This window comes from Virgibacillus carmonensis (assembly GCF_057836705.1).
In genome coordinates, this window is record NZ_JBYQFJ010000016.1 from 80,647 (window position 1) to 100,120 (window position 19,474).

Sequence of the window (19,474 nt, forward strand, 5' to 3'; positions counted from 1 at the left end):
TTAAAGAAATCATTAAAATCTGAAGGGAGTGATAAAAAACTAATTTTCATTGGTGTCATTAAAAAAATATCCGTATCTTGGAATTCAACAGAACTATTAAAAAACAAAATTAAAAGGAGGAATTACAGTGGCTTCAAAATTCGCAAAAATACTCGGTATTATTTTTATCATCTTAGGAATCGTAGGATTTTTCTTACCTATGGAAAACATCTTTGACTTAACAGTTGCACATAACATTGTTCACTTGCTTTCAGGTGTTATCGCGTTAGCAGTTAGCAGTAGTGAAGCGAAAAGTGCTATATATGCAAAAGTCTTTGGTATTGTCTATCTTTTAGTAGCAGTAATTGGATTATTCGTAACAGAAATCGCTGGACTTGTACTTTTGCCAGCAGATAACGTACTTCACTTTATCATTGCATTTGCATCTATTTATGTAGGTTTTGCTTCACCAGCTGGAAAAGCACAAAGAAAAGCAGCATAAAAACAATAAGAAAAGCGCAAGGGCCTTGAAAGACACGGCAAGCATAAGCAGAGCGGTGCAGTGTGAGTGCTTTGCTCGCGGGAAAGCGAACTGGCTTATGTCTCGAGTGTCTAGGCGCTGGAGATAGACAGATAAACAACAAAACTCTATTACTTTCCTTGCTTTATATAAAGGCCCAAGCAGCTTTTTGCTAGGGCCTTTATTCGTTTTTCCTTTCAAGCAAGGTAATATATATACTAGGAGCAATTAACATTTCTTGATAGGATTCAAAGCCAAACTGTTTATAAAACGTTATTGCTGGAATGTTTTTTGAACCAGTGCTCACTGTGAAGCGGTTCATTTCGTCATTTTCGCTCAATACAAATCCCAACAAACTGCTCGCAATTCCTTTTCGGAAATAATTGGGGTGAACAACTAACCTACAAATGTCTATTTCATTATCCTTTGCTTCATAGGAAAGAAACCCTACCAACGATCCTTCCCATCTGTAACCAAGAAAGGTTTCCGTGCATGCTCTAATTGATTCAGGTGTATCCTTCAGCTGAGGAATCCCATCAAATTCAATTAACTCCGCTTCCACTTGGTATGCTAGTAGTTGAATTTCTAAAATACTTTTTATTTCCGTTTCATCATGTAAATCCAGATTACTAATCATATCTTTGTTTCTCCTTGTTTTATAAGTTGATATTAGGTTATATGATATATATAGAAAATAAAAGAGGAGTTTTACCTTATGCACCCAAACATTAAAGCATTTGTATTCGATGTATATGGAACATTATTTGATGTTCATTCTGTAATGGAGAAATGTAATCATTTTTTTCCAGGAAAAGGCGATAAAATCAGTCAAACTTGGAGAAAGAAGCAACTGGAGTATGCCAACTTGCGTGAAATTATGGGGAACTATGAAACGTTTTTCTCAATCACGAAAGATTCACTCCGATATGCTGTTGCGAACCAAGGTGAAAAACTGGATGCAAATACAGAAGATGCTCTACTAAAAGAATACCTTCAGCTATCTGTCTATGAAGAAGCGGAATCTGTGTTACAAAAGCTTACGGACAAACAGCTGGCAGTTTTTTCAAATGGTTCACATGATATGCTGGATCCATTAATTGAAGGATCAAAGCTTCAAAATTACCTAAACCATATTATCAGCATCGACGAAATAAAGTCCTTTAAACCTTCACCAAAATCTTACGAGTATGCAAGCAACAAATTGAAGGTTAAACCAGAAGAAGTACTATTCATGTCTTCCAACGGCTGGGATATTTCGGGCGCTAAGAACTTTGGCTTTTATACGGCATGGATTAACCGGCAGGAATCACCAGTAGAAGGTCTAAATCTGGAACCGGATAAAATATACAGTGACTTAACCGGAATTTTAGAATGGAAATAGGAAAGTGGCAGTGATTACGCTGCCACTTTCCTTCATTTTACTTTCTGTTATCCGCATAAATGGCCATCGCGTCACGCATAAATACTGCCAATCCATCCCCATATTCATCAATATTTTTTGTGAAACGATCATCCTCCACATACATTTGGCCAAGACCCTTGAAAGCGTCCAGCGAATAGACTCCGACCTTATTCAAATAAATATACCACTCGGCAATACCTCCCTGGGCCGCGTTGGACTCAGGCTGTTGATGACGTAACGTAGCTAGCCTTTTATAAATAGCATCAAATTCTTCGCCTAGTTCTTTTTGTTGAACTTTTGACATTTTTCCCAGCTTTTCATTTGAATCATCTACTGCCTCATCACCCCAACGCTCACGTGCTTCCTGCTCATAAGGGTTGTGGCTGAAATCAAAGCCCTCAAATTTTTCTTTTTCACTCATGGTTATTTCTCCTTTCGTGTTTTGAATTGTTTTGTCAATCATCGAAATCATACTATCCATTCTCCGTCTTTTTTCCAGAAGCATATTTCGTTGCACCTCTAATGCTTCGTTTTGGTCAAAGCTGGGACTAGCCATGATTTCCTTAATCTTTTTCAAAGGGAAGCCGAGCTCTTTAAAAAATAAAATTTGCTGTAGGGTTGCGAGTTCATTTTTTGAGTATATTCGATAGCCTGATTCCGTTGTATCATTCGGTATCAATAACCCTATTTCATCATAATGATGTAGGGTGCGCACACTAATCCCGACTAAATCCGCAACTTCTTTGACTTTCATAGGTAACAACCTCCCTTTAATTACTACTTTAAGGTATCACGTAACGTTAGAGTCAAGAACAAAAATAAAACCCATTATAAAAATGAGTTTTATTTCTTCTTATTCCTTTACTTCTTCTTTTGGCTCGGCACGGTACACAAAAAAGGAAACAATTAAAGCAACAATTGTAAATCCTAATGCAATTAGATACACTAATTCAACACCTGATACCATCGCTTTGTTTACTGTAAACGGATCATTCGGGGTAGCCGCTTTATCTAGCACACTGCTTTTCTTTGCATTCATAATACTTATAAAAGCTGAAACTCCGATCGCACCTGCCACAGGTTGTAATGTTGTCATAACTGCTGTCCCATGTGGGTATAACTGTTTCGGTAATTGGTTTAGGCCGTTTGTTTCTGCTGGCATCATAATCGCTGAAACGGAGACCATCAACAAAATATAACTTACAACTATAACCCAAATGGGCGTATTGATATCCAATCTAGTCATGACAAACATGGTTCCACAAAGAAGAATACTGGCTGGGATCATTAAAACCCTAGGGCCGACTTTATCAAATAGTCTCCCCATAACTGGTGACAAAAGCCCATTCAATAAACTACCTGGCAACAAAACTAACCCCGCTGTTGCTGCTGTCAATGCTAATGGGCCTTGCATGTATATTGGTAAAATAATCTCTGAAGCAAACATCGCCATTATAATAATAAAAAACATCACTACACCAAGCGTATACATTGGGAATTTAAACACCCTTAGATCGAGCAAAGGTTCTTCCAGTTTAAATTGCCTGAATGAAAAGAATAGTAACGCAATAATTCCGATTGAAATAGGCATATAAGCAACAGGGCTTAAAAAGCCATCCTCACTACCTCCAGCGGAACTAAACCCAAAAACTACTCCACCAAATCCAGCCGTTGAAAATATAATTGATAGAACATCTACCTTTGGTTTTGTAACTTCTGAAACATTAATTAGGTATTTATAAGCAAAAACTATTGAAAATAAAGCAAATGGAATTACCGTTATAAAAAGGTAGCGCCATCCTAAATGTTCCACAATAACCCCTGATAAAGTTGGTCCAATTGCCGGAGCAAACATGATGACAAGGCCTACTATTCCCATCACCGCTCCACGCCTGCGTGGTGGATAAATTAACAAAAACGTATTAAAAATAATTGGAATCAATAATCCTGTTCCTACAGCTTGCAACAGTCGACCGGCAAGTAATATAGAAAAGGTTGGTGCAACTGAACAAATTGCTGTTCCAATTGTAAAGACTGTCATCGTACCCAAAAACATTTGTCTGGTTGTAAACCATTGTAATAATACGGCGGACATTGGTATAACAATACCCATTACAAGCATAAATCCAGTCGCAATCCACTGCACCGTTGTAACCGAAATGCTAAATTCCTCCATCAAAGTTGTTAAGGCAATATTTAAAAGTGTCTCATTTAATATTGCAAAAAAGGCGCCGATGATTAACGACAGCATAATTGGCATCACTTTGCCATTCGGATCTTCAGCTAAATATTCATATTTCTTTTCTCCCGTATCACTATCCATGAAGTTAAGTCTCCTTTAGTTATCTTATACCATATTATATGATGCCTGGGACTGTTGAAAACTTACTTTTTTATCGCTTCAACAGTAATGGATTGGTTTACATTCGTCGGGTATTGTCCGTAATTACAGTTTGATGAAATCACTAGATTAGCGAACCCAATTCCTTTATCGATTAATGTTAACTCTTCTTCTCCAAAATTCGATTCACTAAAGGATCGACCGATTGGCTTACCTAGCTCATATACTTCTGCCGATAAACTTCCATAGAAATTCAACATTTCATTTTCCCCACACTTCTAACCGTTTTATTATTATACCATTTTTTTCACATAACGGTCTTTCAGAAAATATGAAATATCATTCCCACTCTAGATAAATAACCATATAGTGTAAGGAAGACTTTTCAGGAGGAATGAATAATGAATTATAAAAAAAACCCAACCGATCACGAAAGGCAGTTCAACTTACCAGACTTTATATCTGACTTCCTTCCAGGTATTCCTGGCGGAGGACAGCCTGGAATACCTGGAGGGGGGCAACCTGGCTTTCCATTCCAAGGCGGAGGACAATCAGTTGGTGCTCCCAGCACCCCGCCACCATCTTTCACTCCAACACAGCAACAATTTCAAATTTATGCTGTAGATCCAGGTGCCATCCAAGGTTGCCTTTATCGTTTCACCTACGTTTGGTTAAATTGGGACTCTTTTTGGTTTTTCCCAGTGTTTGTTGGTAGGCAGTCCATTTCGGGATTCAGATGGAGCGGCTACAGATGGGTATATTATGGAGTTGATTTAGACAGAGTCCAATCGTTCCAGTGCTACTAACATTAAGAATGGAGGGGTAGAAGATGCAACATTTCGTTTTACTTTATTTAGCTTGTATTCTTGCCGGATTTGCACTAGCTAATCTTCCAACTTCAGCTTTCGTTACAGCTGGAATAGCAGGATTTTTTGAGATAGTTGGTGGAATAGCCATAATCGTATTCGGATTAGTGCTATTATATCTTGGAATAAGAGCATTGCTTGGAAAATAAATTTATCAAAAAATTCAGATCAATTTAGCGGGTTCTGTTTCCTATCACAAACTTAAAATGTAATGTAAAATGATCATCAACCTGTATGCTAATTGATGGTCATTTTTTGTTGATGAAATGGTGTTTTCGATTAAATATCTATTAAGATTATAAGTTAATTTATGCCCGAAATTGTTGGCTAACAATAGATTTACAAGATATTCTGAATATTTATGTTAAAATAATGTTTTAGGTTTGGGTATGTTTAAAAATCAGCACGGGTCTCTGAGCAGAATGATTCCGTGCTGATTCCCCGTACTTTTAGTTTACCAATTATTAGGGTTTGTTTATTTTATCATTTTCTAAATCATATACCTCTGCTTGTAACAATCAAAAGCACAGCTCCCTAAGAACTGCGCTTTGATTATTATCTATTCATTTGTTATTTCATCCACAATCGTTTCCACTTCATTGCGGGAAATTTTTTCACGACCACCCTTTAAAGCCTTGAGTGTACGTTTTGCAAGTGCTAATGGAATTCTACAGAACAGCAGAATATTACGGGTTTTGATATCTTTCATGTACTCATCTGCAAGCTGTAAGTTTTGTTCGGTATACCGAAACAAATCATTCGTATCCCAGTCATCTGGAATAAAACTAACGCCACGTTCTTTATCCTCTTGTTGATTGCGCAAAATGTTTACAATTTGTAATCCCCGTCCATATGCAATGGCAAGGTCGCGGTCTGTCTCTGTTCCATCATACCATTCCCATATATCAGAAAGCATGATTCCGACTAATCCTGCAACATAATACGTATAGTCGTCTAAATCTTCCTTGCTTTTTATTTGCCAATCTTTTTCAACCCACTTAGCCATTCCAGCCGCCATAATACTTGTTGAATCCGTTATTTTACCAACTATTTCTTTAGGGCAAAACGCAATCCAGTCACCAAGCCGTACTGTCACTTCTGGTAATAGATTTTTATATGGTTCAATAAGTTCAAGATACGCATTATTATCAAATTCATTCTTTAAAAGATTACTGGTTGTTCGCAACAATTGCTGTTTCGTTTCAGGTTTCAACATTTCGTGATCTTCTATTTCATCAATTGCCCGCATACACAAATACGCAGAACCTACCGTTTCTTTTAAAGTAGGTTTTAAAAGACTAATCGGTATGTAAAATGTTCTACTTGTAAGCTTTAAAATGTGCATTGCTTCTTTTTGCAATTTTGTTCCGTTTCTCAACTTTTTTATCCTCCTTCGTAAACTACGAGGTATAAATAAGTATAACAAAAAATGCAATTAATTTATATCTCCAAATTAAAATCTCTACTTTTTAACTTTCGGTTTTACTTGTTCCCTTTCCCACACAATACCTTGTTCAAGTGCCATTTTTTTTGCTATTTTCGATGCTGACCAAAGAGGTGCCAGTAATAGCAGGGAAACTGGAACCGCTGTGATAACGATAGAATTTTGGATTGAAGTAATACTATCCTCACCGATCGTAAGTATCATTATTGTAGTTAAGCCAAATATCAATGCCCAGAAAACCCGTAACCATCGTTGTGGATGGTCATTCCCTGTTAAACTAGCCGCAACTGTATATGACATTGTATCTGTTGTTGTTGCAACAAAAATGACAGATACGAATAAAAATGCTACTGCTAAGGCAACACCAAATGGAAGTTGATCCATAATCGCCATTACTGCGGCTGGCATTCCCGCTTCACTTAATGCAGTGGAAATAGAACCAGGATTTTCAATTTCAAAAAACACACCTGTACCACCAACGATAGCGAACCAGAAGTTACTAACTAATGGAGCTACAATTGATACGGCAATAATTAATTCTTTAATCGTTCTCCCGCGAGATATTCGACTTATAAAGATGATTAGCATTGGAGCATAGCCGATAAACCATCCCCAGAAAAATATAGTCCATGATCCAAGCCATGCACCATCCCCACGGTATAAAGTCATCGTAAAGAAGTTTTGCAAACGGAAACCTGTACCACCAAGAAACGCATCAAAAATAAATAGTGTTGGCCCTATAATAAGTATGATGGCTGCTAGTAGCATAGTGAATCCGATATTTATCCGGCTTAAGAAAAGAATCCCTCTGTCTACCCCTGTGGCAGCAGAAATTGCAGCAATAGTTACAAGTACAAGGATAACAATAATACTTACTGTTATTGTGTTAGGAATTCCAAATAAATAATTAAGCCCATAGGATATTTGTAATCCGAGAAATCCAAGCGGCCCTAATGTACCAGCCACAGTTGCTACAATAGAAACAATGTCAGCTGTTGACCCTAGCACACTTTTTTTAAATATTTTTTTACCAAAAATCGGATATAGTAATGCCCTTGGTCGTAAAGGATACCCTTTACTATAATGAACATACATCATCACGATTGTAGCAAGGGTTCCTAAAATCGCCCATGCTAGAAAGCCCCAGTGCAAAAATGCTTGTGCAAATGCCGCTGGAACATTACCTGACTTACCACCAAACAATGGAGGAGTGGCCATGTAATGGTACATTGGTTCAGCTGCTGCCCAAAAAACACCACCACTTGCTAGCAATGTACAAAGTATCATAGCAACCCATTTATAATAACTGTATTTAGGTTCTTCTTGATTACCTAAACGAACCTTACCATATTTTGAAAATGCTAAGCCTAGCCCAATTACAAAGTTTCCAAGTAATAATAATTGCCAATACGCTCCAAATAAATCAGCTGATAAACCAAATAGTTTTGTAATCGCATCATCAACCATAGCGCTATTAATATATGACAAGATAATAAACAAAATTAAAAATCCACCGCTTACTATAAATACTGTCCAATCCAATTTATATTTCTTTTTATCTGGCACCTTTTTCCTCCTAATTGTTTAGGAACAAGTGTTCAATGGAAATATTTGGTACGAGTTGCACTAACTTTAACCAAAAATCCATCAGCTTGCTCGTTTGAATTACATAACTTTTTATTATAGAGATGATCAATTGCTACGTCAATTATTTACCCAACCACAATACGATTCTGAAGGAAAACAATTAATTAAGCTTCTACTGTATTTATATTTTCCACACATAGCTTGATGTATGCGATAAATCTGTTCATATGTAAATAAGCTATCCGACTAAGTTGCTACTTAACTTAGTCAGATAGCTAACCATAAATTTATTTAATTAAATTTTCCGAAGTCATGTATTTAGATAGTGCTTGCTGCATCGTACTATACGTTTTCACTTCTGAAAAATTAATACCTAACGTTACCATCGTTTGTGCAACCTCTGGACGGATACCAACTAGAACTGCCTTTACCCCTACTAATTCAAGTGATTGAATAATTTTAAATATATAATTTGCTACCATCGTGTCCACAACTGCTACACCAGAGAGGTCAATAAATAAATGAGTTAAATCCTGTTTAGCTGATTCTCGTAATGCGGTTTGCAATAAGACATCAGCACGGTCTGTATCAATTCCGCCGATAATTGGTAACACAGCAATACCTTCAAGTATTGGAACTACAGGAGCAGATAAGGTTAAGAAGTTTTCCTGTGCCTGGTCTAATACTTCCTTGTATGACTTAACATACGCTGTACTGTAGGCATAAACGGCTTGGTCAAGAAGTGGGTCAATTTTTCGAGCTACTTCAAAAACAGTTTCTATCGACACCTTATTTGCAACTACAATCGTTTCTATATTTCCCCATAATATTTGACGGATATTTGAAGTGCTTTTTAGTGAGTCATCCAGGGCAACGCCATAATTTATGGCTTGTTCACCGGTCATTATCCCCCATTTAGTAATCCGATCTGTGACAGTTTCAGTACTTTGGCTAAATGAATCAGCTATTATTTGAATAATCTCCGCACGAATTTCAAGTGCTTTTTCTGTATCATTGTCCCGATTTTCAGCCATTTCACGTGAAATATCATACTTCCGTTCTTCAATTTTATTCCCTAACAATTTCGTTTCTTCAATTAAAGATTGACCATTTAACGACATAACTACGCCACCTTATAATTCCTATTACGTATATTATACTACATATAAAAATTTTTTGACTACTAACTTCTTGATGCCCAGCATTGTGTTATTATTTTCAAATCCTTACAAAGGAGTTATTTTCATATATACTACCATTAAGAAGGAAATAAGTTTAAATTATTGAAAGGTGGTATTTACGTGACAGAACAATATAAAAAAAATGAGGAATTACCTCCAAAAACATGTTCTATTGAGCGACTAGTTACTGTTTCGCAAGATATAGAAAAGGTCATTAAAGGTCAAAAAACAGCTACCCGCAGAAATGGGAGATATGCGGATATCGGTGAAATTATGGAATTAGAAGATCATCAATTTGTAGTCAGAAACGTCTATACACAAACACTTGGTGAGTTAACTGATGGAGATGCTAAGCAAGAAGGATATAAAAATGTGAAAGAATATAAACAATCCATTTTGTCATCACATCCTGGTATGCCATGGTCATCCGAAATGAAAGTATGGGTTCATGAATTTGTTCCAATTAAAGAACAAAAATAAAAATAAAATTTTTTTATTTTTGATGCTATCTTGTTCGCTTGTGACAATCTTCATACAGTATAGTCACTGGAAAACCTTATCCATTCTTGGAAATATGGTGATAAGGTTTTCTTAACAACAATAAGAAAAGCTCAGGGTGCCTTGAAAGACACGACAAGCATAAGCAGAGCGGTGCAGTGTGGGTGCTTTGCCCGCGCGTAAGCGAACTGCTTATGCTTGTCGTGTCTAGGCACTGAAGCTAGACAGTTATTCGGCAAAATTTTATACTTTCTTGGCCGTTAAGAAAATTGGCATTTTTTTAGTGAAGATACTCAATAAATTCAATCAGCGGCGGGAAATGCAAATGATTTTATTAAGCAAAGCGAGCCACGTTTAAACCCCAACAATTATACTCCGCCGCTCCATCTGTACAACATCCCGCCAGATACCATCCATCTGACCAACACGTTCTTGCGTTCCCAGTACCCGGAAATCAAACTTTTCATGTAACGCAATACTTGCTTTATTTTCAGGGAAAATACCTGATTTCAACATCCAAAAACCTTCATATTCACTGGTTTCTATTATTGAAGATAGAAGTTTACTACCCAGTCCTCTTCCCGCACTAGCAAGTCGCAAATAGATGCTTACTTCCGCCACGCCAACATAAGCTCGTCGCGCGGAAGTAGGAGTTAGCGCCGCCCAACCAATCACCTGATCTCCTACGCGAGCTACCAGCCTGCATGATGAAATATGATCACGATTCCAAGCTTCCCATGTGGGAGCCTTTGTTTCAAATGTAGCATTTTTTGTTTCAATTCCTTCTTGGAAAATATCCAAGACTTGCGCTGAATCTTTATCATGCATCGTATCTATCAAAATTGTGTCCATCATAATCTCCTTATAAAAACTCGGTATAGAATCTTTTATAATTTCTTTCATTGTAACAATATCGGTATTCCAACTGCACCTGTAATGATTACTAGCATTATAATCCATGATAATGGGTGCGCCCAGTTATTTGTCCAGCCAACTCCAAACCGTTTTTCTAAAAATATAGAGGGGTCATTTTTATTGAAGTAAAACATCCCTAATTTCCAGTAGAGATCATCATCGCGATCAATTACTTTTCCATTTTGCCCCGTACTTGTTTTGATGCGACTGCCACCTTGCCCTGTCGTAATCGAAAGAACGATAGCCCCGACCGTTACACCAATCCCTAAGACAAGTGGAGCAATTACTAATAGCTGTTGGTTAATCGTAAAGATAAAAGAAAGTTGTGTAAAGGAAAACAAGAGTGTTAACGCAATCCCTGTAATAATAATATATGCAGACCACCTACGTCTAAAAATAACGTTTCTGCGCATAGACTCTTTTGGATTTTCAGCATTTACCTGTTGTTTTGATTTGCCAATTACTGTATTTATAAAGATGAAAAGCAATGTTAGATAAACCTGCATAATCGGCATAATCATTAACGTGCGATATGATTTTTCTGACCAGTTCGTCACATTTCCATCGAAGTCATATTGCATCGGAATTTGATCAGGTATTCGATTATAGAACCGAAACGTAATAAACATAGATGCGAAAGCAATAATAAACGAAATAATAAACCATAGATTGGAGTGAATAAGTTTTTCATCACGAAAACGTGTATTCACTACGACCAACTGCGACTTTTCTTCTGACCAATTTTTTTGATCCTTTAAGCGCTTCATAGCACGATGGAATTTAAGATAAATTAAAAAGCTTCCTATAATAAATAATGCAATTACAACAGAGAACAAGATACTCATCATTTCCTCGTTTTCAAAAAAAGATCCCATTATAAGAAAAACAACCGTAACTAGAAGACCTAATACCCCTGTTAATTTTGCGTACTGTTCACGCATTGATTTTAACCCTTCGCTATAATAAACCTCTTCAGGTATCGAAACACCAAAACTTTCTGTCCTTCTCGTCCAATATGGAATAAACATGAGTGAAATAAACACTGGAAGCATAGTCACCAAAAGTAAAATAATCATCATTGCATTCATTTAATTGCCCCTTTCTCCGTCTTTAAATTCATTAAACAATCGCTTACATAACTGTAAAAATTCTTCTTCGCTTACGTTTCTGCAAACAGATTCTGCAACCAAAGGATGTAATGTGTTTTTAAGCTCATCCATGTATGCTTCGTCTGCTTTTGTTACCCCATCAGGATTAACCACAACACCCTTTTGTCGATGGATTAAAATAAATCCTTCTTGCTTTAGTTGTTGATAGGCCTTATTTACTGTATGAAGATTTATTCCGATATCTGCTGCGAGTGACCTTACTGATGGCAGTCCTTCTCCTGGTATTATTTCTTTTTTCGCTATTCCAGCTATTATTTGGTATTTTAACTGCGTGTAAATGGGTTGTGTTGATTCTAAATCAAGATTGATATACACATTGAATCACCTTCTACTTTAATTTGTATGCCTGTTATATACATTGTATAACAGTTATTACAAACAATCAAGTGCCAACATAAAAAAATAACAGAAAATTGTAAAGAGAAGAAAACAAAGCAATTGATTTAATTCATAGTTTTCTGGTATGATTACTTTAATTGAATATTCTTATGAAGAGAGGTGGAGGGAATGGCCCGATGAAACCCAGCAACCCTTTGAAGCTTTTTCAAAAAGGTGCTAATTCCAGCAGACAGTAATTCTGACAGATAAGATGAGGCTTTATTCTAACTTCTTCTTACTTGAAGAAGTTTTTTTACTTTAAGACTATTTTCTTATAGTTTGTTGCTCATACCACCGAAGTTGATAAAAACTACGACATAACATACCGTTCCGGAAATACATTACGATGTAACTGCAGATTGTTTTCCGCTGCGGACCGTTGCTTTCCGCGGGCACGGCTTCAGCCTCCTCGGAAGAAAACCACTTCCTGCGGGGTCTTCAGACTCGTGCTGGTCCCGCAGGAGTCAACGGTCCTCCGCTCCAAACAACTTCCATAAATTGCTGGCTGCCTGTGTGATATAAACAATCAAATAAATTGAAATTGTTAAGCTCAACCCTAGTGAAGGAAATCCACGTAGACTCCTGCGGGAACAGCGAAGACGATGAGACCCCGCAGTGAGCGGTCTTTGCGATCGAGGAGGCTCATCGCGAGCCCGCGGAAAGCGTAGTGTTTTTCCGCAGCGGTTGCAGGGCACCAAACATGATTTTTAGTTACGTCGTAGTTTATAGGCTTTGTGTTAAAAACAGCAATCTCTTAGAAAACAGCCTACTTTGAAAACAGGGGGAAAATATAGATGAAATATGGATTTTGGTTACCTATTTTTGGTGGATGGTTACGAAATGTGGAGGATGAAAATATGCCTCCAACTTTTGATTATGCTAAACAGGTAGTTCAATCATCAGAGAAATGGGGATATGACACGACTTTAATCGCAGAATTGTATTTAAATGATATAAAAGGGATTGAACATGATTCCATAGAGGCATGGTCTACAGCGGCAGCACTTGCAGCTGTTACGGAAAAAATTGAAATTATGGCTGCTGTAAGACCAGTGTTCCATAATCCAGCTGTCACCGCAAAAATGGCAGCCAACATTGATCACATTTCAGGTGGTCGTTTCACGTTAAATGTTGTTTCCGGTTGGTGGGAGGAAGAAGCACGCCAATACGAGGGTGACTTCACGGAACACGATGAACGGTATCAACGAACAGAAGAATTTTTAGACGTATTAAAAGGTATGTGGACGGAAAAAACATTTAACTATAAAGGAAAGTTCTATGAAGTTACGAATGCTCACTTGGAACCAAAACCAGTTCAACGCCCGAATCCTATTTTATATGCAGGTGGAGAAAGTGAACGTGGGAAACAAGTTATCGTCAATTCGTGCGATGCATTTGTTATGCACGGTGGAACAGTTGAAGAGATCAAGACTAAGGTTGAAAATATGAAAAAACTCCGCGCCGAAACTGGAAAACCACCATTACAATCATTTGGGTTGGCTGCTTATATTATCTGTCGTGATACTGAAGAAGAGGTAGTTGAAGAATGGAAGCGAATTACAGATGTAAAAGACACGAGCGGATACGCGGGATATGAAGACTTTGTTGGTAAATCACAACTTGAGCAACAAGTAAAACTGAATGATTATTCCGTCTCAAACAGAGGATTGCGCCCAAACTTAATGGGTACACCGGAACAAATCGCTGATCGCATTATCGATTTTGAAAATGTTGGTGTAGATCTTTTACTCCTTCAGTTTTCTCCACAATTAGAAGAAATGGAACGATTCTCGAGAAAAGTAATGCCATTAGTAGAAGAAAAGCGTAAAGCTATAAAATAGGAGGTACTATTATGACCGAAAAAATTTATGTTATTCATGAAAATAATGAATGGACAGCACATTTAATTAATAGATTGGAAGAATTAAATCTACCTTATGAGGAATGGCATTTAGATGAGGGTACTGTTGATTTGTCTAAGGTTCCACCCGAGGGTGTTTTTTACAGCAGAATGAGTGCGTCATCTCATACACGTGGTAATAGATTTGCGCCAGAATTAACGGAAGCCGTGTTAGCATGGCTTGAACGTCATGGTCGTAAAGTAGTGAACGGTAGTCGTGCACTACGACTGGAAGTAAGCAAGGTAAACCAATATATGGCATTGGATATTGCTGGTGTTCGCACACCGAAAACGATTGCTGCTGTCGGGAAAGATCAAATTATCCAGGCAGCTAAAGAGTTAAATTTAACTTCCTATATTACAAAACATAATCGTGCGGGAAAAGGACTGGGTGTACAATTATTTCATTCAATTGAGGCATTACAGGAATACCTTGATGGCCCATCATTTGATCCTTCAATCGACGGTATCACGCTTATTCAGGAATATATTCAAGCACCCGAACCATATATAACACGCTGTGAGTTTGTTGGCGGAAAGTTTGTTTATGCTGTACGTGTTGATACATCGGAAGGCTTTGAACTTTGCCCGGCTGATGCATGCAAAATTGATGATTTATATTGTCCAGTTGGAGAAGAAGTACCTGAGAAGCCAAAGTTTCAGGTAGTAGAAGGATTTCGGGATCCAATTATTGAAAAATATGAGGAGTTTCTAAAAAATAATGATATCCAAGTAGCTGGTATTGAATTCATCTACGACCAAGATGGTGAGATTTTCACCTATGATGTCAACACAAACACAAATTACAACTCCGACGCGGAAGCACAAGCTGATAAATATGGAATGCTTGAACTGGCTAAATATTTGGGTAATCAGTTGAGCATAGTAAATCAATAATAGCTAACCCCCTACTTCTCTTGTTAAGATGTAGGGGGTTTTTTCTATCCAATTTTCTATCCTATGATAAACTTGATGAAAGACTTTTAAAAACAGGGTAATAAATAACAGATTATAGGCACGGTAACGAATGGGAATACTGGACATATTGTCATGCACAAATTAGTTCGTTTCATAAAAGGGGTAATAATGATGGTTAAAGATATTTCATTAACAAAACTATTCGAATTACAAAATAAAGAAAACCATACAGTGATTGATGTGCGTTCACCAAAAGAATTTGAAGAAGCTACGATTCCTGGTAGCATTAACATTCCGATTTTTGATAATGATGAACGCGCTGAAGTAGGAACCATTTATAAACAGGTGGGACCTGAAGCTGCTAAAGAACGCGGATTAGAAATATTTTCAGCAAAACTTCCAGCGTTTATTAAAGCTTTTACTAGTATACAAACATCCAAAACTGTATTTTGTTGGCGTGGTGGCATGCGAAGTAAAACGGCTGCAACGGTCCTTGAATTAATGGGGTCTCACACCTTTCGCTTAAGCGGCGGCATACGGTCATACCGTCAATGGGTTGTTCAAACGTTGGCTACTTATAAAGTAACATCGAAAGCCTATGTTCTGAACGGATACACTGGATCTGGAAAGACTATCCTCTTAGAAATGCTACAGCAAAGTGGCCATCCTGTACTAGATTTAGAGGGAATGGCGAGCCATCGTGGTTCCATTTTTGGTCAAATCGGGCTAAAACAAAGCAACCAGAAGCAGTTTGAGTCCAATTTAGTCGAAAATTTACTGATCCATCAGAAAGCACCCTTCATTTTTATGGAAGGCGAAAGCAAACGGATCGGCAAAGTTACCATTCCTGAATTTTTATACAATCATAAAGAACATGGTACTCAGATTTTTATTAACTTACCTATAGAGGAACGAGTCAAAAATATTTTAGATGACTATCAGCCTTGGAACTTTCCCGAAAAATTTATGGAAGCTTTTCTATTAATTAAAAAACGGATCCATACACCAATTGCTAAAGAAATTCATAAATATTTGACAAATGAGGAATATAGTTCTGCAGTTCAATTATTACTGGAATATTACTATGACCCCAAATATGAATACGCTGCTGACGCTTTCCCGGATGATCAAAAAATTTCAGTGCATGCGCAAACTGTTGAGGAAGCATTTCATAAGATCCAGAACTTGATAAAAGAAGCTGAATTGAACTATATAGAATGAGGTGAACCAGGGATGAAAATATATGTAGACGCGGATGCCTGTCCAGTAAAGGATACCATCATCTCAATAGCTGCTGATGCAACTATTCCTGTGACACTTGTGAAAAGCTTCGCCCATTTTTCTCACGGAGACGATGTTCCCGATGTTGAAACAATCTATGTAGATACAGGTGCAGACTCTGCAGACTTTCGAATCATGCAATTAGCTGAGGAAAGCGACATCGTCATTACACAGGATTATGGATTAGCGTCACTAGCATTAGGAAAAGGATGTATTGTCCTTCATCATAAAGGGTTTGAATATACGCAAGAAAATATTGATAAGCTACTACACACCCGTTATACAAGTGCGATGGCAAGAAAAAGTGGCAAACGCACAAAGGGGCCTAAAGCATTCACAGAAGAAGATCAGCAGAAGTTTAGGGATCTTCTCCTGTGGAAGCTTGAAGAAACACATTAACGTAGAAATAAACCCGTCTATTAACTTTTCATTCACAATCTAAAGATATTTACTTATACTATTGAAAAGTTGCTAAAGTGGTGAATGCTGAATGAAGAAACGAAATCGTTTTATTGTGGCAGTGAGTACTGCGCTTGCGTTAGTTATAATAGGGTTTGGCGTTAAGACGAATACTGATCAAGCAGTGGATCATAATTTAAAAGAAATGTTTAAACCGGAAAAAGAAATCAGTATAGAAATTGAGGGGAAGACAGAAAAAACAGATGTAATACTTGAAGCAAATGAAGAACATCGTTATATCATCTATGTGGATGATTCCAGGTACAAAATGGATAAATCAGAAGAAAGTGATAAAATTGTACTACAAAACAAATTAGAGGATAAATACCCAGAAGTTTCAATGGAAATTATTCAAACTACAAACACAACAATTGAAGAAGAAATGGCTAAAACAGAAAAAGTACTGAAAGAATACGGATTAACCGTTAAAAGAACAGAAGATGTGACGGTTCCAATGGAAGGAAAAGTAGTGAAATACATGACAGAAGGCCCGCAAAATTGGGATAGTCTTGTATATAAATTCTATTTCTTTAAAGCAGATGCGAATGTATTTCTAGTCAAACAAAAATATTTCTTTGCAGCTTCCGAGGGACACGGCGTCCGGTTTGATTCCATGCTTGAAAGTTTCAAAGTTGTAGATCCAATCTAGGCATATGTTCGATAGCGAAAAATTAACCGGTATTAGGTTCAATTATCCTAATACCGGTTAATTTTTATTTAACTGCGCGTTTAATGTGAAACAAAAACCGAGCCTCTTATACCATTCCTGAAACTATGTCAGACGTTTCTGCAAAAAGTACAGGTCATACCCTTTTGGATGGTCATCTAACTTTCCGAAAACTTTATATCCATTTCTCTGATAAAAGCAAGGGGCCTGGAAGCTGAATGAATCTAAATAGATTAATCTACACGCTTTTTCTCTCGCAAAATCTTCTAGCTCTTTTAGTAAGATACTCCCATAACCTTCTTTTCGAAAACGTTTGTCTACCCACAAAAATTCAATATGGATATGATGCCAAAACATATTGGCAGTGATTCCACCAACTATTTCACCATTGTCATCTCGCAAAACAAAGCCAATATCATCATTTGGCGTCTTGATATGTTCTGGGAGTTCTTCCATATTATGCTCAATAACTTTTTTCCTGATGTAGCTAACATCATTCTGATTGAACTGATCTGTTATTTCCATAAGCGGACCCTCTTTCACTGTAGTGGCACTGTCACCACCTGATATTATCCTAATTCATCCATGCATATTAGGAAAGTTTCCCGATATAGGTTAATGCTTCCACGTCTTTTGAGTCTGTACTTCCATCCAATATCTTACGGACATCATTAATGGCGTCCTTCAGACTAACCGCCTCACCCTTTTGACCAGTGAATTCTTCTGCTACGTAAAATGGTTGTGTTAGATAGGCTTCTAATCGCTCACCTCGTTTGAAAGTTGTATTTTCAGACTTCGGAATGCTATCCAGGCCCTTAACATTTACTAATGACCGCAACTCATGGTACCGACGCAACAATTTCTTAGCTCGTTGCTGGGTAGTAAAATGATTCTGATCAATATGAGCGCCTTCTAACACGGATGATGTAGAATAAACTGGATTTACAGCTGGGTATTTATACCTTACGGAAAGATCAGCATCAAATCTCCATAGTGTTTCCAACGGACCATAAGGAAGGTCTTCATCAACAGCTTCTCCTTTGAGGTCAACTAAAAGTGTGGTGACGTTCTGAACACCGATATTTTCTAAACGTTCTTGAACTTCATAAACCTTCCCTGTTAAAACATGACTTCGATCAGCCGCAAAGGCTATTTCCTTATCTTTTCCAGCTGCAGCCATTTTTTCATAGGCATCTTCAATTGATGTTGCAACAATATCCACGTAGTCCAGAATATCGCTGATCTCCGGATAGTCCCCTTCAGGCTTCAATAAAACGGTTATAAAACCATCCTTACGCAAGCGGTAAAATAATTCCGTAACGACTACAAGCTGACCCATACCAGGTCGTGACACCAATCCTACTGTTCCACCTTTAGCCAGTGGTGCAAACAAATCAAGCGCCTTAATTTTGGTTTCAATCATCTCAACCGTCTCCCCTCTAATAATCAATTCATCCAAACTACATTCAGCAAGCGATGCAAGGGCAACTATGGTTCGGACTTCAGATCTACCGACAGGAATTTTACCAGTGCATAAATTTGATACGGTTGCCGGTCGCAAACCAACAGACTTTGCGGCAGTAGTTAAGTTAGGAACACGTCTTCGCAACAAAGATACGTTTAATCTAAGATTCTCCATATCATCCCTCCTTACTTTATATAGTAATATATATTACTCTTAAAGGCAATATTTTGTTACTCTTAAGCGTAAATATAATTACAAAATTATTGTTGGAAGACTACCCTATCACCTTCGATAAAAATAATATTCTGGAAACCGGCATATTATTGTTTACCATAATAAATTGTTACACTGGTTTTCTGATAGAAAAACTAGTGAGGAGAAAACCTTATACCAAATGTCTATTCTGATGAAAAATAAATAAGAAAAACCGGGCATAGACCGCCCGGTCTTTTGCTGTGTTAGAGAACATCCGTTAGCCTGTATTCCTGGCCGTGTATCCCCTTG

22 protein-coding genes and 1 riboswitch are annotated in these 19,474 nt (G+C 37.4%); of the genes, 10 read left to right on the forward strand and 12 right to left on the reverse strand.

Features of this window, described 5'->3' with window-relative positions:
* Positions 1 to 127: 127 nt before the first annotated feature.
* Complete coding sequence (locus tag AC3G7N_RS13415) at positions 128 to 481, forward strand: DUF4383 domain-containing protein (protein WP_489422670.1); 354 nt, start codon at positions 128 to 130, stop codon at positions 479 to 481.
* Between the two features lie 199 nt (positions 482 to 680).
* On the opposite strand, the gene AC3G7N_RS13420 is transcribed toward AC3G7N_RS13415, so the two are convergent.
* The gene (locus AC3G7N_RS13420; protein WP_489422671.1) at positions 681 to 1,136 is read right to left on the reverse strand and encodes a GNAT family N-acetyltransferase; all 456 of its coding nucleotides are present in this window, start codon (positions 1,134 to 1,136) and stop codon (positions 681 to 683) included.
* Positions 1,137 to 1,214: 78 nt separating this feature from the next.
* Between AC3G7N_RS13420 and AC3G7N_RS13425 the strand changes: the two genes are divergently transcribed.
* Positions 1,215 to 1,880, forward strand: a complete 666-nt coding sequence (locus AC3G7N_RS13425; RefSeq protein WP_489422672.1) for a haloacid dehalogenase type II — start codon at positions 1,215 to 1,217, stop codon at positions 1,878 to 1,880.
* Positions 1,881 to 1,917: 37 nt separating this feature from the next.
* Here the strand turns inward: AC3G7N_RS13425 and AC3G7N_RS13430 are convergent, their stop codons facing one another.
* From AC3G7N_RS13430 to AC3G7N_RS13440, 3 genes are all read right to left on the reverse strand, one after another.
* Complete coding sequence (locus AC3G7N_RS13430) at positions 1,918 to 2,655, reverse strand: MerR family transcriptional regulator (RefSeq protein ID WP_489422673.1); 738 nt, start codon at positions 2,653 to 2,655, stop codon at positions 1,918 to 1,920.
* 99 nt (positions 2,656 to 2,754) lie between these two features.
* Entirely contained in the window at positions 2,755 to 4,224 is a 1,470-nt protein-coding gene (locus AC3G7N_RS13435) for an MDR family MFS transporter (RefSeq protein ID WP_489422674.1), read from the reverse strand.
* 62 nt (positions 4,225 to 4,286) lie between these two features.
* Positions 4,287 to 4,502, reverse strand: a complete 216-nt coding sequence (locus AC3G7N_RS13440; RefSeq protein WP_489422675.1) for a hypothetical protein — start codon at positions 4,500 to 4,502, stop codon at positions 4,287 to 4,289.
* A gap of 141 nt (positions 4,503 to 4,643) precedes the next feature.
* Between AC3G7N_RS13440 and AC3G7N_RS13445 the strand changes: the two genes are divergently transcribed.
* Positions 4,644 to 5,048, forward strand: coding sequence for a hypothetical protein (locus AC3G7N_RS13445; RefSeq protein ID WP_489422676.1), 405 nt, complete (start codon positions 4,644 to 4,646; stop codon positions 5,046 to 5,048).
* 23 nt (positions 5,049 to 5,071) lie between these two features.
* Complete coding sequence (locus tag AC3G7N_RS13450; protein WP_489422677.1) at positions 5,072 to 5,257, forward strand: hypothetical protein; 186 nt, start codon at positions 5,072 to 5,074, stop codon at positions 5,255 to 5,257.
* Positions 5,258 to 5,667: 410 nt separating this feature from the next.
* Here the strand turns inward: AC3G7N_RS13450 and AC3G7N_RS13455 are convergent, their stop codons facing one another.
* The 3 genes from AC3G7N_RS13455 to AC3G7N_RS13465 all read right to left on the reverse strand — a co-directional run bounded on the left by AC3G7N_RS13455 (position 5,668) and on the right by AC3G7N_RS13465 (position 9,260).
* Complete coding sequence (locus AC3G7N_RS13455) at positions 5,668 to 6,486, reverse strand: squalene/phytoene synthase family protein (protein ID WP_489422678.1); 819 nt, start codon at positions 6,484 to 6,486, stop codon at positions 5,668 to 5,670.
* An 84-nt stretch (positions 6,487 to 6,570) separates the two neighbouring features.
* A complete protein-coding gene (locus AC3G7N_RS13460; protein WP_489422679.1) occupies positions 6,571 to 8,118 on the reverse strand; it encodes a BCCT family transporter in 1,548 nt (515 codons plus the stop codon).
* 308 nt (positions 8,119 to 8,426) lie between these two features.
* Positions 8,427 to 9,260 (reverse strand): STAS domain-containing protein, encoded by an 834-nt coding sequence (locus AC3G7N_RS13465; protein WP_489422680.1) that lies wholly within the window; start codon positions 9,258 to 9,260, stop codon positions 8,427 to 8,429.
* Between the two features lie 180 nt (positions 9,261 to 9,440).
* Here AC3G7N_RS13465 and AC3G7N_RS13470 point away from each other — a divergent pair, with 180 nt between their 5' ends.
* A complete protein-coding gene (locus AC3G7N_RS13470) occupies positions 9,441 to 9,800 on the forward strand; it encodes an ASCH domain-containing protein (RefSeq protein WP_489422681.1) in 360 nt (119 codons plus the stop codon).
* A 372-nt stretch (positions 9,801 to 10,172) separates the two neighbouring features.
* On the opposite strand, the gene AC3G7N_RS13475 is transcribed toward AC3G7N_RS13470, so the two are convergent.
* Genes AC3G7N_RS13475 through AC3G7N_RS13485 form a run of 3 tightly spaced genes read right to left on the reverse strand, consistent with a single transcriptional unit; the run spans position 10,173 to position 12,217 of the window.
* Positions 10,173 to 10,778, reverse strand: a complete 606-nt coding sequence (locus tag AC3G7N_RS13475) for a GNAT family N-acetyltransferase (protein WP_489422682.1) — start codon at positions 10,776 to 10,778, stop codon at positions 10,173 to 10,175.
* Positions 10,718 to 11,821, reverse strand: coding sequence for a DUF1648 domain-containing protein (locus tag AC3G7N_RS13480; RefSeq protein WP_489422683.1), 1,104 nt, complete (start codon positions 11,819 to 11,821; stop codon positions 10,718 to 10,720). Before AC3G7N_RS13480 ends, AC3G7N_RS13475 begins: the two co-directional genes overlap by 61 nt.
* Positions 11,822 to 12,217, reverse strand: coding sequence for a GntR family transcriptional regulator (locus AC3G7N_RS13485; protein ID WP_489422684.1), 396 nt, complete (start codon positions 12,215 to 12,217; stop codon positions 11,822 to 11,824).
* A 168-nt stretch (positions 12,218 to 12,385) separates the two neighbouring features.
* Positions 12,386 to 12,493, forward strand: a riboswitch (SAM riboswitch).
* Positions 12,494 to 13,074: 581 nt separating this feature from the next.
* Here AC3G7N_RS13485 and AC3G7N_RS13490 point away from each other — a divergent pair.
* The 5 genes from AC3G7N_RS13490 (at position 13,075) to AC3G7N_RS13510 (ending at position 17,487) form a co-directional block, all read left to right on the forward strand.
* The gene (locus AC3G7N_RS13490) at positions 13,075 to 14,121 is read left to right on the forward strand and encodes an LLM class flavin-dependent oxidoreductase (protein ID WP_489422685.1); all 1,047 of its coding nucleotides are present in this window, start codon (positions 13,075 to 13,077) and stop codon (positions 14,119 to 14,121) included.
* Positions 14,122 to 14,132: 11 nt separating this feature from the next.
* Positions 14,133 to 15,077 carry an ATP-grasp domain-containing protein gene (locus AC3G7N_RS13495; protein WP_489422686.1) on the forward strand — a complete coding sequence of 315 codons (945 nt, stop codon included), beginning with the start codon at positions 14,133 to 14,135 and terminating at the stop codon, positions 15,075 to 15,077.
* 192 nt (positions 15,078 to 15,269) lie between these two features.
* Positions 15,270 to 16,319, forward strand: coding sequence for a tRNA 2-selenouridine(34) synthase MnmH (mnmH, locus tag AC3G7N_RS13500; protein WP_489422687.1), 1,050 nt, complete (start codon positions 15,270 to 15,272; stop codon positions 16,317 to 16,319).
* A 12-nt stretch (positions 16,320 to 16,331) separates the two neighbouring features.
* Positions 16,332 to 16,778, forward strand: coding sequence for a YaiI/YqxD family protein (locus AC3G7N_RS13505; protein WP_489422688.1), 447 nt, complete (start codon positions 16,332 to 16,334; stop codon positions 16,776 to 16,778).
* Positions 16,779 to 16,869: 91 nt separating this feature from the next.
* Positions 16,870 to 17,487 carry a hypothetical protein gene (locus AC3G7N_RS13510; protein WP_489422689.1) on the forward strand — a complete coding sequence of 206 codons (618 nt, stop codon included), beginning with the start codon at positions 16,870 to 16,872 and terminating at the stop codon, positions 17,485 to 17,487.
* 123 nt (positions 17,488 to 17,610) lie between these two features.
* On the opposite strand, the gene AC3G7N_RS13515 is transcribed toward AC3G7N_RS13510, so the two are convergent.
* Positions 17,611 to 18,030, reverse strand: coding sequence for a GNAT family N-acetyltransferase (locus AC3G7N_RS13515; protein WP_489422690.1), 420 nt, complete (start codon positions 18,028 to 18,030; stop codon positions 17,611 to 17,613).
* A 67-nt stretch (positions 18,031 to 18,097) separates the two neighbouring features.
* A complete protein-coding gene (locus tag AC3G7N_RS13520) occupies positions 18,098 to 19,144 on the reverse strand; it encodes an ATP synthase beta subunit C-terminal domain-containing protein (RefSeq protein WP_489422691.1) in 1,047 nt (348 codons plus the stop codon).
* Between the last annotated feature and the right edge of the window lie 330 nt (positions 19,145 to 19,474).

Excerpts from the sequence above, each read along its gene's own strand:
- AC3G7N_RS13475 (WP_489422682.1), bottom strand. The coding sequence starts at position 10,778 with ATGGATTATAATGCTAGTAATCATTACAGGTGCAGTTGGAATACCGAT.
- AC3G7N_RS13490 (WP_489422685.1), top strand. The coding sequence starts at position 13,075 with ATGAAATATGGATTTTGGTTACCTATTTTTGGTGGATGGTTACGAAAT.
- AC3G7N_RS13425 (WP_489422672.1), top strand. The coding sequence starts at position 1,215 with ATGCACCCAAACATTAAAGCATTTGTATTCGATGTATATGGAACATTA.
- AC3G7N_RS13440 (WP_489422675.1), bottom strand. The coding sequence starts at position 4,502 with ATGTTGAATTTCTATGGAAGTTTATCGGCAGAAGTATATGAGCTAGGT.
- AC3G7N_RS13445 (WP_489422676.1), top strand. The coding sequence starts at position 4,644 with ATGAATTATAAAAAAAACCCAACCGATCACGAAAGGCAGTTCAACTTA.
- AC3G7N_RS13515 (WP_489422690.1), bottom strand. The coding sequence starts at position 18,030 with ATGGAAATAACAGATCAGTTCAATCAGAATGATGTTAGCTACATCAGG.
- AC3G7N_RS13520 (WP_489422691.1), bottom strand. The coding sequence starts at position 19,144 with ATGGAGAATCTTAGATTAAACGTATCTTTGTTGCGAAGACGTGTTCCT.
- AC3G7N_RS13495 (WP_489422686.1), top strand. The coding sequence starts at position 14,133 with ATGACCGAAAAAATTTATGTTATTCATGAAAATAATGAATGGACAGCA.
- AC3G7N_RS13420 (WP_489422671.1), bottom strand. The coding sequence starts at position 1,136 with ATGATTAGTAATCTGGATTTACATGATGAAACGGAAATAAAAAGTATT.
- AC3G7N_RS13450 (WP_489422677.1), top strand. The coding sequence starts at position 5,072 with ATGCAACATTTCGTTTTACTTTATTTAGCTTGTATTCTTGCCGGATTT.
- AC3G7N_RS13510 (WP_489422689.1), top strand. The coding sequence starts at position 16,870 with ATGAAGAAACGAAATCGTTTTATTGTGGCAGTGAGTACTGCGCTTGCG.
- AC3G7N_RS13430 (WP_489422673.1), bottom strand. The coding sequence starts at position 2,655 with ATGAAAGTCAAAGAAGTTGCGGATTTAGTCGGGATTAGTGTGCGCACC.
- AC3G7N_RS13435 (WP_489422674.1), bottom strand. The coding sequence starts at position 4,224 with ATGGATAGTGATACGGGAGAAAAGAAATATGAATATTTAGCTGAAGAT.
- mnmH (WP_489422687.1), top strand. The coding sequence starts at position 15,270 with ATGGTTAAAGATATTTCATTAACAAAACTATTCGAATTACAAAATAAA.
- AC3G7N_RS13465 (WP_489422680.1), bottom strand. The coding sequence starts at position 9,260 with ATGTCGTTAAATGGTCAATCTTTAATTGAAGAAACGAAATTGTTAGGG.
- AC3G7N_RS13505 (WP_489422688.1), top strand. The coding sequence starts at position 16,332 with ATGAAAATATATGTAGACGCGGATGCCTGTCCAGTAAAGGATACCATC.
- AC3G7N_RS13480 (WP_489422683.1), bottom strand. The coding sequence starts at position 11,821 with ATGAATGCAATGATGATTATTTTACTTTTGGTGACTATGCTTCCAGTG.